12 protein-coding genes are annotated in these 13,434 nt (G+C 37.9%); all 12 read right to left on the bottom strand.

The window, feature by feature from the left end; translation table 11 throughout:
* Window positions 1-232: 232 nt before the first annotated feature.
* On the bottom strand, window positions 233-859 hold the full coding sequence (locus Hs30E_RS05775) for a TIGR01906 family membrane protein (protein ID WP_172208734.1): 627 nt from the start codon (window positions 857-859) through the stop codon (window positions 233-235).
* A 3-nt stretch (window positions 860-862) separates the two neighbouring features.
* Window positions 863-1,624: a TIGR01457 family HAD-type hydrolase gene (locus Hs30E_RS05770; RefSeq protein WP_172208732.1), complete on the bottom strand. Its 762-nt coding sequence runs from the start codon at window positions 1,622-1,624 to the stop codon at window positions 863-865.
* The gene (locus Hs30E_RS05765; protein ID WP_172208730.1) at window positions 1,614-2,351 is read right to left on the bottom strand and encodes an acyl-ACP thioesterase domain-containing protein; all 738 of its coding nucleotides are present in this window, start codon (window positions 2,349-2,351) and stop codon (window positions 1,614-1,616) included. Before Hs30E_RS05765 ends, Hs30E_RS05770 begins: the two co-directional genes overlap by 11 nt.
* 55 nt (window positions 2,352-2,406) lie before the next feature.
* A complete protein-coding gene (locus Hs30E_RS05760; protein WP_172208750.1) occupies window positions 2,407-3,225 on the bottom strand; it encodes a glycoside hydrolase family 25 protein in 819 nt (272 codons plus the stop codon).
* Window positions 3,226-3,387: 162 nt separating this feature from the next.
* The gene (hemW, locus tag Hs30E_RS05755) at window positions 3,388-4,509 is read right to left on the bottom strand and encodes a radical SAM family heme chaperone HemW (protein ID WP_172208728.1); all 1,122 of its coding nucleotides are present in this window, start codon (window positions 4,507-4,509) and stop codon (window positions 3,388-3,390) included.
* 69 nt (window positions 4,510-4,578) lie between these two features.
* Window positions 4,579-5,478, bottom strand: coding sequence for a bifunctional riboflavin kinase/FAD synthetase (locus Hs30E_RS05750; protein WP_172208726.1), 900 nt, complete (start codon window positions 5,476-5,478; stop codon window positions 4,579-4,581).
* Entirely contained in the window at window positions 5,475-6,371 is an 897-nt protein-coding gene (gene truB / locus Hs30E_RS05745; RefSeq protein WP_172208724.1) for a tRNA pseudouridine(55) synthase TruB, read from the bottom strand. Before truB ends, Hs30E_RS05750 begins: the two co-directional genes overlap by 4 nt.
* A gap of 11 nt (window positions 6,372-6,382) precedes the next feature.
* Window positions 6,383-7,873, bottom strand: coding sequence for a DUF2130 domain-containing protein (locus Hs30E_RS05740; RefSeq protein ID WP_172208722.1), 1,491 nt, complete (start codon window positions 7,871-7,873; stop codon window positions 6,383-6,385).
* A 112-nt stretch (window positions 7,874-7,985) separates the two neighbouring features.
* Entirely contained in the window at window positions 7,986-9,983 is a 1,998-nt protein-coding gene (locus Hs30E_RS05735) for a hypothetical protein (protein ID WP_172208720.1), read from the bottom strand.
* 102 nt (window positions 9,984-10,085) lie between these two features.
* Window positions 10,086-12,347: a DNA helicase PcrA gene (gene pcrA / locus Hs30E_RS05730; RefSeq protein WP_172208718.1), complete on the bottom strand. Its 2,262-nt coding sequence runs from the start codon at window positions 12,345-12,347 to the stop codon at window positions 10,086-10,088.
* Between the two features lie 153 nt (window positions 12,348-12,500).
* The gene (locus tag Hs30E_RS05725; RefSeq protein ID WP_172208716.1) at window positions 12,501-13,130 is read right to left on the bottom strand and encodes a sugar phosphate isomerase family; all 630 of its coding nucleotides are present in this window, start codon (window positions 13,128-13,130) and stop codon (window positions 12,501-12,503) included.
* Window positions 13,131-13,252: 122 nt separating this feature from the next.
* A partial coding sequence (locus Hs30E_RS05720) for a transposase family protein (protein WP_308780834.1) occupies window positions 13,253-13,434 on the bottom strand: 182 nt, incomplete at its 5' end.

Raw genomic sequence — 13,434 nt, 5'->3', positions numbered from 1 at the left:
ATGAGTTGCTCCTGCGCAATGCTCGTCGCAGAAAGTGCGTGTGCTCCTGCGCAATGCTCGTCGCAGAATGTGCGTGTGCTCCTCCCCAATGCTCGTCGCAGAAAGATTTTACTGGTGCACATCTTTTTTCTGTTAGCGATTTTATGAGCTAACAAAAATGGGCGAATCTGAGTTTTTAGAGATGCCCTTAAGGAATTTCCGCAAACGAACATAAGGACGTGCGGAAAATCAGCTATTTTTCTTGACTCAAAGCGTCAAAATGCAATTTAGATTTAACGTATAAAATGCCCCAAAAAGCGAGATAAATCGCACCAAAGACGATAAAACATAGCATGAAGAAATTTTCGGGCAAAATGTCAATAACAGGATCTGTCGCTGGGTCAAACAGCCAAGTCGAATCACGGAAAAAAAGTTTGTGAAAGCTGATGAAAATGCTATCAAAACCACCAAAAAGTGCAATTATACCAACAAGAATAGGCATCAGCAAACAGATTTTTAGCGTTTGATAAAATTGCAGATAAAGCTTTTTTTTGACAAAAAGGATAGTTGGAAACAGCAACACCACCGTCACGACAAACGCTAAGATAAACAAATGCTTAACATCTACAAAATGTTTCAACCCATCAGCTGAACTCGGAAAATCAGGCATGACTAACTTTTTGACAAATGGATTGAGCAGATAGGTCATCAAAACATCAAAATTATGTAAAATTATCTCCTTACTGAGAAATGTGCTCTCAGATAACTTGAAAACGCCAACCAAACTATGAAATAAAGGAATTGCTGCTAAAATTGTTAGGCTTGCTCCCGCTGCGATTGACCAGAGAATTGTGATAAAGAAATGAATTTTGTCTTTCAAACTTCAAATCTCCCAGTCATCAAGTGACCCAACAACAAAAGTCGGCGCAATCGGCAAATTTTGAATCTCAGCAACCGTCGTAAAGCCAGTCGTCACAAGCAACGTATCTATATCATTGTCAATACCTGCCCGAATATCAGTCAAATAATTATCGCCAACCATCAACAAATCACGGCGTGCTAACCCAATCTGCTCCACTGCTTTATTCATGATAATGGCATTGGGTTTGCCGATAAAAATTGGCTTAACACGCGTAGCAACTTCTAGCAATTTAGCTATTGCACCAGCACCTGGTAAAAGCCCACGTTCTGTCGGAATGTTCAAGTCGGGATTCGTTCCGATAAACATGGCACCTCCTGCAATAGCAAGCGTGGCAATGCTCAATTTTTCGTAGGTCAAGTCATTATCCAAGCCAACGACAACATAGGCAGGATTTTCAGTCTCACGTTTGTATTCAGCATAAATCGCTGATTTCAGACCCGATTCACCAATCACATAAGCTGTCTTGCCTTTTGCCATGTCATTCATATAGTCCAGTGTCGCAAGTGTTGCCGTATAAATCGTCGTTTCTGGCGTGTCAATGTCGAATTTTTCCCGCAAACGTCTCTGCACTTGTGCAGGCGTTTTAGTCGTATTATTGGTCACAAAAAGATAGGGAATTTCCCTGTCTTGCAACCGTTTAACAAATCTTGTCCCCGCCTCTATTTTATGTTCGCCCATGTAAATCGTGCCGTCTAGGTCGATTAGGTAGCCTTTATAAGTCATCGTTTTTTCTCCAAATAATCTCAGCCTGAGCGTTCAAGTCATCCGTCAAAATTTCGTGAAACGACTGCTCTCCCACAACTTCTGCCCGCGATTTTACCGAAACACCATACAAAACTTCCTTGGCATACTTGAGATAAATCTTCTGTGGCACGTGCGTGCTTAGGAAATCAAAGTCCAGCATGTCAATCATCCAGTCGAGATACTTGCTGTTATTGACGTGACCGTTCTGGTCAATGTCGTTGAACCGCACAAAATAGTTTCTTTCACAAGTCGGCTCAAGCTTCAGCTCTCTAAACCTATGACCACGAATGATTCTCTTGATTTTTTCAGACTGATAAGGCGCGACAATCTCATCTTCGACGTGCGCAACCTTGCGCGTATCAACATCAATCAGAACCCAAGTTGATGAAATTTTCAGCAGTTCATCGCCATTTTCAGCGTAAAAAATGAAATCACGATAACAGAAAAATTTGTTATAAGTCTTAGCGAATGTTTCAATCGTCATCGTCTCGTTAAAAACAGGTAAACGCTGAATATCAACCTCATACTCAACAACAATCCAAGTATAGTTATAATGCGCTTTCGTCCACTGATCACTCCGATTGAGAATAGCACCCTGTTCGCCTGACAACTGCAAAGCGATATTAAAAAGACTTGGCAATTTTATATTGCCAGTTACATCACTTTCATAGTAAGGAACTGTAAATTCATTCTTGTAAATTAACATATTCTTATTTTACCAAAAAAACGCCTAAAAATGGCGTTTCAACCTCTCTAATCAATTACTTAACTAATTGACCATGATTAAAAATCAAATTATAATCTGCAACATTTGTCACACGGTTCATATCCAAGTTGTGTTCAAAACCATTGAGCATGCCATGACTGGTATACTGGTGTAAAACATAATGAATTGTTGTATCTGGCGATGAGTTCCAAAAACCAGTGTCACCTCCATAGTGCGCCATCCAAACGGCAGAAAAAGGCTTAACGTCTAGATTGTTATCTGTAATAAACCAATCTTGCGTGTAAATGCCAATATTTTTCGCACCGAGTTTTTCTAGTTCGTCACGAAAAGCTTCAATTCCTGCATTAAAATTTTTCTTCATTGTGACTTCTTCAACGTCAAGCCACCAGTAAGTCGGATTATATTTACTAGCACGCTCGTAAAACTTTTGAGCTTCCTTTCGCATTTCAGTCTCTGAACTACCATCAATGTAGGCATAAACAGCAACTGGAACATTGCGCTTTTGAAACTCTTGGATATGCGTGTCCATCGCCTTATCCTTACCATTTTTATAAGCAGCGCTATTTTCATTTTTCATACTAAGACCGTGCTGTACACGGACAATAACACCGTTTACTTGCTTTGAAATCTCATCATAATCCATCTCAGATGGCAATTGCCAACCAGAAATATCAATAATTGGTTTCTCAATATCAATGCCATCAGTGCGATCAACCTTGATAACCGCTTGATTAGCAACTAAAAAAGGCTTCTGATTGACATTATTGATATTGAGCACAATCAAGAGCATAGCGAAAGAAACCAACAAAATAAAGGTCAGTACAGCTCCAACGGGATTCAGATGTTTGCGCATAATATTCATATTACTCTATTATACCAAAATAATTCAATTCTCGTCCAATATATACTTTATTAATTTAAAATTAAAATATAACTTTCAAGATAGTCATTGTCAATGCTAAACATAAGTAATAAATCAGGGGGACGCAGGTCAAAAAATAGTTTGCTTCTAAGGTTAATCAAGTAAAAACGCCTCAAAAACATCATTTCCCAACATCAACCCTTGGCGTGTCATGAAAATGCTGTCATGACTGCGTTCTAGGAGTTTTTTATCAATGAGCGTGCTGACCGTCTGACCATAGATTTTATCAAAATCTTGACCAAATTTTTCAGTAAAGGCTTGCGTATTGACCCCTGATTTCTTCCGCAAACCTAAAAATAACTCTTCTTCCATTTGCTCTTTTTGTGATAATTTTTCTTGCGTGACTTTCTTGTCAATAGTTTCCAGATAATGATGAATCGGACCGTGATTTTTGTAACGCACACCATTGACATAACCACTCGCACCCGCACCAAACCCATAGTACTCGGCATTCTGCCAATACATGAGATTGTGCTTACTCTCGTAACCTTCTTTACCAAAATTTGAAATCTCATAATGCGCATAACCAGCCTTCTCAAGACAATCAATAATGGCATTATACATCTCAAAATCAGCCTCTTCATCCGGCAAATCGAGCTTGCCGCGACGCATTTTATTCATGAAAATCGTGTGATTTTCGAGAATTAGCGAGTAAAGCGCCACATGAGGTAAATCTAGCTGCAACAAAATCTCAATATCCCGTTTGACATCAGCCAGCGTTTGACTAGGCAATGCGTAAATCAAATCGATTGTAATATTATCAAAACCTGCGGCACGAAGTTTTGTAATTGTGTCAAAAACATCTTGTGATGTATGACTTCTGCCAATTTTCTTAAGCAGTTTATCATTAAAAGTCTGCACACCAAGCGACACGCGGTTGACATGATTTTTCTTGAGGACAGCGATTTTCTCATCTGTTAAATCACCAGGATTAGCCTCAACGGTAAATTCTTGCAATTTTTCCAAGGCTAAATTTTGAGTCAAACCCGCTAACAATCGGTCAAGTTGCGCTGCCGACAATGCCGTTGGTGTTCCACCGCCAATGTATAGCGTTTCAAGTTCTGAGATTTCTGCCAGTTCAAACTCCCCTAAAAGCGTTGCTACATAAGCATCGACAGGCTGATTTTTGATAAAAACTTTGGCAAAATCGCAATAATAACAGATTTGTGTGCAAAAAGGAATATGGACATAGGCTGATTTTGGCTGATTTTTCATGAGATTCTTCCTAATTTTTTGATAAATTAATTAAAATAGCAAAATTATATCATTATAAAAAAACAGTAATCAGACAAATTCACGTGCTATTTTTTCATCATTTTTCATCTGCGTAATCAGCGCCTCAACGCCGTCAAACTTGACCATGCCACGAATTAATTTCAAGAAATAAACTGTCGCTGTTTCGCCATAAATCTCATCATGAAACTCAAAAATATTAACTTCAAGTGTCTTAGTTTGCCCGCCAAACGTGTCATTATAGCCGATAGACGCCATACCACGATAGCATTTGCCAGCTACTTCAATATCTACAACATACACACCAGTTGCAGGCATATACTGATAATCTTTGCTCTCAACATTAGCCGTCGGATAGCCAATCGTCCTCCCGCGCGCCTCACCGTGAACAACCAAACCAGACAGCTCATAGTGATAGCCCAAAAGTTGATTGGCAAGCTCGACATCGCCGGAAAGAACAGCTTTGCGAATCCGTGTCGAAGAAATCTTTTCATTGCTGTCAGAAATCTGAGGAATCTGATAAATGTCATAATCTGACAATGCCTTAACCGTCCCATTATCAGAGCCAAATTTATAGTCAAATCCGACAATAACGGCAGCAATATTTAATTTTTTGAGATAATTTTCAATAAAATCGTGGCTGGTCAATTTGGCAAAATGACTGGTAAAATCAGTCAAATAAAGAAAGTCAACACCATTTTTCTCAAACAATTGTAAGCGTTTTTTATCAGAAGTCAAATGTTTCAGCAAATTTTCATTGAATTTACTGAAAACAATTGACGGATTTTCGGGAAATGTCAAAACAGAAATGGTAGCATTTTTAGTATCAGCTAAATCACGCGCCTTTTCAAACAAAGCCTGATGACCGCGATGAATGCCGTCAAAATAGCCCAAAACCAAAATCGTGGGCGCTTTATCTACCGTACTTTCTTTGAATTTTCTTACTTTCATATCATCACTTTCTTTGGTTTGTATAATTTACCGTCGCGTTGTTGCAAAATAGCGATAAGTTGACCATTTTGGAAACCCGCAACAACAGCATTTTCAGCTGAAATGTTGATGAAACGACCAAATTTGATTTCTGAGACTTGTTCGTCTGATAACTCAATTTTTTCTAGGTCAGAAACACCATATTCAATTGGCAGAAAAACAGTCTCTAAACGATTTTCTGCCTTGAGTTGTTCAATTTCTGATAATTTCAAAGCCTTATCAATCGTCAAGCCAGCTGAGGCGGTACGTTGCAGATAAGACATATGACTGGCAAAACCAAGTTTTGCGCCCAAATCAACTGCCAGTGTTCTGACATAAGTGCCCTTACTACAAGCAACACGAAAATCAAATCTAATGAGCTGATTATCAGCATCAAAAATAGGCTCAGACGTTCTAACGAACTCAGAAATCGTCACTGAACGCTCGGGTCGCGCAACCGTCTCACCCGCTCTCGCATACTCGTAAAGCTTACGACCATTGACTTTGACCGCCGAATACATGGGGGGAATCTGCGTGATAGTCCCTACAAAGCCACGCATAGCGCTGTCAATCGTTTCAGCAGAAATCGCCGACGTAACTGGTGTCCGCGCAACAATCGCACCGCTCGCATCCTCAGTTTCGGTCGAAAAGCCAAGTGTCACTTGCCCCTCGTAAACCTTACCCGCCTCGGTCATAAACTCAACAACTCGGGTCGCTTTTCCGACCGCAATCGGCAAAACGCCCGTCACATCTGGGTCTAGCGTGCCACCATGCCCAATTTTCTTGGTCTGTAAAATCTTGCGCAACTTGAAAACAACGTCATGACTGGTCATGCCCGTTTCCTTGTAAACGTTTAAAATACCATCGTTATTCATCTTGTAATTCTTTATTCCTTATTCAATTTAGCAAATTTCTCCGCCATCGTTGGATTTTTCTTGGTTAATTTCTTGACAGACACATCTTCTAGCTTGTTATTTGCCAAACGCAATTGATTTTCGCTCGTCAAAAGTGCCTTTTTGACTTCTTCCATGCGCTTAATTGACTTGTCAATCTCATCAATCGCCTTAGCGAAATTCTTACTTGCTGATGTGTAATTTTTGGCAAAACCTGTTTTAAAAATATCTAAATCTTCTTCAAATGTCGTAATATCAATATTTTGCTCTTTAATCAAAGCAATTTCTTGCTTATAAGCAAGCGAGTTCATCGCAGCATTGCGCAACAAACCAATCAGCTGAATGAAAAAAGTCGGGCGCACAACATACATTTTCGGATAGTCATAAGAAACATCAACAATACCAGTGTTGTAGTAATCGCTATCTGCCTCAAGCATCGTTACCAAAACCGCATATTCACACGACTTTTCCTTGCGATCCTTATCAAGCTCCTTGAAAAAATCGCGATTTTTGTGCTTGGTCTGCGTTGTATCAGCCTCATTTTTCATCTCAAACATAATCGAGATAATTTCATTGCCAAATTCGTCATTCTCGCGATAGATAAAGTCGCCCTTGCTCCCTGTTCGCGCATCGTTGTCTTTCTCAAAATAAGCCTTTGGAAACATGGTCGCGCGCACTTTGTTGAACTCATCTTCAGCAAAATTCTCCAAACTCTCGCCAATCGCTTTGGTCGACTGCTGAGCCTTGAAATTCTTGTAAAATTCAACCTCATCGTCCTTAGCTTTTAGCTGCAACTCGTATTTTTCCTTAACAGCATTTTGAACAATTTCCTGCTCTTTCTCCGCCAAAACAAGCTGATTTTTGACCTCATCACGCTGACGCGCCACTTCTAACAATTCCTTTTCTTTCTCAGAAATGGTCTGCTGCAAAGCCAATTCTTTTTCAGATTCCAATTTTGCCAGTTTTGATTTTAAGTCTGACAATTCTGTCTGTAATGCTGATTTGGTTTGTTCTTCGACAAGTTTCAATTCTGAATTTTTAGCTTGTGCTAAATTATCACATTCAAGCTGTGATTTTTCGAGTTGCGATTTTAAGTCTGATAATTCTGTCTGTAACGCTGATTTGGTCTGTTCTTCGACAAGTTTTAATTCTGCAGTTTTAGCTTGTGCTAAATTATCACATTCAAGCTGTGATTTTTCGAGTTGCGATTTTAAGTCTGATAATTCTGTCTGTAATGCTGATCTGGTCTGTTCTTCGACAAGTTTTAATTCTGCAGTTTTAGCATCTACTAAATTCTGCTTTTCAAGTTCAACCTTTTCCAATTGACTTTTGAAATCAGATTCAAGAAATTTCTTCTCTTTTTCTAATTGTGTGTGAATTTCATGCTCAAATTCCTTATTGCGAACTTGCGCTAAAATATCTGCGAATCCCGATTCATCAACTGTAAATAACTCGCCACAATTTGGGCATTTGATTTGATTCATGTGTGTCTCCTTAAATATTTTTCTTCCGAATAGCCAATTTTTATTTTTCAAGCAACCAATCTAAAATGTTCAGCTTGCGGATACCATTGTGATTTTCAGAATATTCCGAAAATCACTTCATTCTATCAACCGCCTCATGATAGTCTTTGTAAATACGACTTTTCAGTTTCTTTTTCAACAATTCAAATAAAGTCATATAATTCAATTTAGAAATATATTTACTCGGAATCGGAATATGTTTTAAGAATGGACTAAGTACAAGTGGTACAATAACCGCTAATGTGCCAATTATAGCATGAGTATTATCATAAAGGCACTTGATAATAATTATTATAATAATTACCAAGCAAAGTATTAATGCAATTAAACCAATAATATTACAAGCACAATTACACTTTCTCCATTTTTCATCAGCTTTATTCTTTATATTTTCGATATAATCATTAGTTTTCTTTAATTGCAACTCTTTTTCAGTTCTTTCTTTTGCTAAATCCTCATCCTTTTCCCTTTCTAACTGAGTCAACTCTTTTTCCATAATCTGTTTAGTTTTATCTGAACCTTTTTTCTCTGCCTCCTTCCTTAGGTTCTTTAAAATTTCACCTGGAGTTTTATCAGAAACATTATTTACGTCTCCATTTGTTACGTCAAATAACAATTTTTCAACAAGGCGACGACTTTGCAATAACGCAAAGTCTGTTTCTGTAATTTTTTGTTTGTCTTTCGCTCTATTTAGTTCTACTGCATATGCCTCAGCTAATTCATGTGAGGGATTATACGCAGCATAAATTTGAGATGTTAGTTTAATATTAACAAAATCAAGATTTTTTTTAGTCTGTGACCAAAGTAGTGTGCCTAAAAATATATCAGAAATACAAGAAGAAATCTCTCTATTTGTTGGATGATTTAAAGAAGACATATATTCACTTGCTGCCTTTATCAATGAATAGCTTGTTGTTAAAAATATAAACTTAGATTCTTGAATCGTAGTTGCCCTGCATCCTCTTCTAAGAATATAAATAGAATTTATTGAATTAACATCTCTCTTAATAGATTCATTGTAAGGTTCATATACTGCAGTTCTTCTCTTTTTAATTAGCTCCTCAATACTTTTGGTATCTTCATTGAATTGTTTATTCTCTGATTCATCTGGTTTTTCTAAAATATCTATTTTTAAATCTTTTAACTGATTTCGAAATCTAGCAATATCTAAATCTATATGATTTTTATTATAACCATTTTCAAAATAGTATTCACTTGCTAACGAGGCTTTTGAAATATCAAAAGAATTACTCTCTACCCATTTTTTAGAACCCTCTAAAATATTCTCGACCTCTTCCGCTGTATGTTCAAATACAGCTATTTTAGCTCCTTTTTCCTGTAACTCCTTAACTAGATTTAGGTATACATCTTTAACTTCAAGCATGGTAATTCCTAGTAAGTAAAAAACAATAGGAGTATCAATATAGATAGTTAAGTTTTTAAAAGAACTCTCAAAATCTTTTGAGTAGTACAATAACAATCCTTCTAGTGCTTTTGCTAATCGTAATTGCATAATACAATCATAATGCTTGCTGTTATCATCCTTTTCTTTTTCAACATACTCTGCAATATATCTAAAATTTAATATTTCTTCCTTTGAACGATGCGTATTTTCTTTAATTAACTCATCAGCAATAAATTCATCAAATAATGTTTCAAAAGAATTACATTTCTGATTTGTTTTTTGAAAAACAAAATCTTTGCAACTCTTCAAAACATCTGAATAATTTAGCTTTAATTCATTTTCTCTATCATTATACTCTAAAATAAAGTCTTTTGTTGACTCCTCTTGATTAAGACGATATTTATTAGTATTATTTTCTTTAGTTATAAATCTTTTTTTTGATAATTCTAAAAAAATTTGACGCATTGGAAATTCTGGTATGTTGTACTGCAACTCAGTTTTTAATTCTGAAACTAATTCAGCAACAGTAAAATTGGTCTTAGTCTTAGTCTTATTAGAAGTTAAAATATAGTACAGTACTATATTAACAAAGGGGTCTAATAAACCGCTTTCTTTGTTTTTAGTTGAGTTTAATACGTTAGATACCAAAAAAAGTTTATTTACCACTTCAATTCCTGTTATACTTTCTAAATTAATTTGAGATTATTTAATATAGAAAAATAATCAAAATATTTCCTATATTAAAATCATTTCTTTAATACTCTATCTTTACTCCCCAACCTTCACAATCGGCGCAACCTGCGCCAACAAACGTTTCAAGCCAACCTCGGGAAAAGCAATCTTCAGCTCCATGTTCGTGCCAGAACCCGACACATCAAGCACTGTGCCGTCGCCCCATTTTTTGTGGTGAGCAATATCGCCAATTGCCCAAGCGCCAATTTCTTTCTTGGCGGGTTGATTTGCCCCAATAGTCGAAACGGCTGATTTGCGCGTTTTTATAGCATCCGCCAAGCTCAAACCAGAGCCAAACTTCCCTTTGCTCGAATTTTTGTAGGTCGCATTAAAGCTCGTTGCCGCTTTTCTGGCTTGCCCTGTGTATGTCAGCAACTCCTCATCAATTTCCTGCAAAAAACGCGACGGCTGATTGTAGCTTGAGCGCCCGAAAAGCATACGCGAGTTGGCATTTGTCAAGTACAGCACCTCTTCAGCGCGCGTAATCCCAACGTAAGCAAGCCTGCGTTCTTCTTCCAGCTCGTCTTCATCTTCGGCTTGCCGACTCAAAGGAAAAACGCCCTCCTCCATGCCGACCAAAAAAACGACAGGAAATTCCAAGCCTTTGGCTGCGTGCAAGGTCATCAGAGTCACTTGCGACGTTTCTTCATAAGAATCGGTATCAGCCACAAGGCTCAGATCATTGAGAAAACGGCTGAGCTTGTCAAGCCCCGTTTCATCAGCAACAGGTGTGTCCTTTTCATCAAAACTTTGCGTAACGGTCAGAAATTCATCAATATTTTCCAAGCGATTTTGCGCCTCAAGACTGGTCGTCTGAACTTCGAGCGCCTGTCGATAACCCGTTTTATCCAGAACAGTCTCAACCAAACCAGTAATCGTCAACTGGTCAACGCTATCTCTTATATTTAACAAAATGTGAGCAAGATTAAACAGCTCAGTCGCCACCTTGCCTTTGAGCGTGCTGAGAGTCACATCACGCGCCCCCTCCAAAAGTGACAGATTGTGCGTCATCGCAAACTCACGCAACTTTTCCAAAGCTGCTGGACCAACGCCACGCTTGGGTTCATTGACAATGCGTTCAAAGGAAATATTGTCACGATAGTTGGCAATCACATTAAGATACGCCACAACATCACGGATTTCCTTGCGTGAATAAAATTTCGTGCCACCGACCATGGTATAAGGAATATTTGATTTGAGGAGCGCCTCCTCAACCGCACGAGACTGGGCATTTGTCCGATATAAAACAGCAAAATCAGAATACTGTCGCTCATTTTCTTGACACTCATTGTTAATCTGCCCCGCAACAAAATTCGCCTCCTCGCGTTCATCGCCAGAGCGGTTATAAATAATATTTTCGCCGTCATCATTTTGTGTCCAAAGTTTTTTGGGGCGTCGATTTTGATTATTGTTAATCACGTCATTGGCAGCTTGGAGAATCGTTTTGGTTGAGCGATAATTTTCTTCTAGGAGAACAACTTTTGCCTCGGGATAGTCCTTTTCAAAATCGAGGATATTTTGCATATCCGCGCCTCGCCACCCATAAATCGACTGGTCTGCATCCCCTACGACACACAAGTTTTTAAACCGTTTTGCGAGTAACTGCACGAGTTGATACTGCGCATGATTGGTATCTTGGTACTCATCGACATGAATATACTGGAACTTGCCCTGATAATAGGCAAGCACCTCAGGATTTTTGTCGAAAAGGAGAATCGTGTTCATGATAAGGTCGTCAAAGTCCATGGACTCGCTGCGTTTCAGCTCAGTTTCATAGCGTTTATAGCATTTGGCGACAATATCGGTATAATAATCGCCCGCATTTTTTTCATAAATATCAGCTGTAACCAAATCATTCTTGCTATTTGAAATCGTGCCTAAAATGGTCCGCTCAGTAAATTTTTTCGGGTCAATATTCAGCTCTTTCAAAATACGTTTCATAAGCGTGCGCTGCTCACCAGGATCAATAATCGTAAAATTACGATTGTAACCAATATGATCAGCATCACGGCGCAAAATGCGCACACACATACTATGAAAAGTCGCAATCAGCGAATCTTGCGTGCGCGGATTGAGATCAAATGCCCGCTCACGCATTTCCCGCGCTGCTTTATTGGTAAAGGTAATCGCAAGAATATTCCACGGATTAACCAATTTTTCTTCTATCAGATAAGCAATTCTATGCGTCAACACACGCGTTTTCCCAGAACCAGCGCCTGCCATAATAAGAAGGGGTCCTTCTGTTGTCTCTACTGCTTGGGCTTGACGGTCATTCATACCTTGTAATAATGGATTCATTCTCAGTCTCTTTTCCGTTTAAATGTTACTTATAATTATAGCATAAAATCAAGGTGCTTAATTGACAAAAAAACCTTCATCTTTTGAAGGCTTTTCATTTCCACAAAAACATATCGCTCGCAAAATTTTAGTTGCATAGCTATTTGTACCTATTTACTTTTGAACTTTAAAAGACCAATCACCTTCATATCGCAAAGCAGTTGGCACTTCAAATGAAATGGCATTTGTTTTTGTTGCTTCTGCTAAGGCTGATTGATAGTCATCATAATCTTCCCAAGACAAGTTATTGATACGAAGTGTTAAGCTATCATATTCTGGAATAGTTTTTTTGTCAAAAGTAAAACTAACAGAACCCATGTAGGTCTCTCCCTCAAGACGGAAAGTTGATTCTGAAAGTCCACCCATAGCAATATTTTCTGTGTTACTATCAGCAAAAACTTCAAATTGAATATCTTGAAAATTTGAACCTGCAGCAAGACTTTTTTCTAATAGATTTTTTAACTTTTCATCATCAAGCTTAAACTGATAGTCAAATTCAATTTTGTCAGCGCCAGTTATTGCAACAAATTTCGTTAGTTTAATCTCACGTGCGTTTTGTATGCTTGTTAAATCAAGATTTACTGGTGTTTGGTTATTGGTTTCTGCCGTTACTATATCTAAATTCTGCTTTTTAAATGCAGGGCTATCAGGAAATATGGAAAATGCTAGCAAAAGAAGTCCGCCTGAGATTGCTAGAGTTTGTAGAAATTTTTTCCTATATGTTCGGATGTTTTGATTACTCATAATATTTCCTCCTATTTGCAACTTGATAATTATAGTGGCAACAAATACGTTTACATTTTCATCTTAACAAATTATTTTATAGCTGTCAAATACCAACTCTATTCAATAGACTTCTCCCGAAATTAAATTTCGAAATTGATAATACCACAAATTAAGGACGCACGAAGTAAGTGCCTCTTTCTTCGATTACGATATTTCTGAGCCATACACTTAAAGGTTTTGATTTTAGCATTGATATTCTCAATCAAAATTCTTTCCCTTGAAATACGGCGATTCTCTTTCTTATCCTCGGAAGTTAAAGGGT

It is taken from the genome of Pseudolactococcus hodotermopsidis, assembly GCF_011170085.1.
In the GTDB taxonomy this organism is placed as follows: Bacteria; Bacillota; Bacilli; order Lactobacillales; family Streptococcaceae; genus Pseudolactococcus; species Pseudolactococcus hodotermopsidis.
Note: the sequence above shows the minus strand (reverse complement) of the source record. Positions and strands in the feature narration are given on the sequence as shown.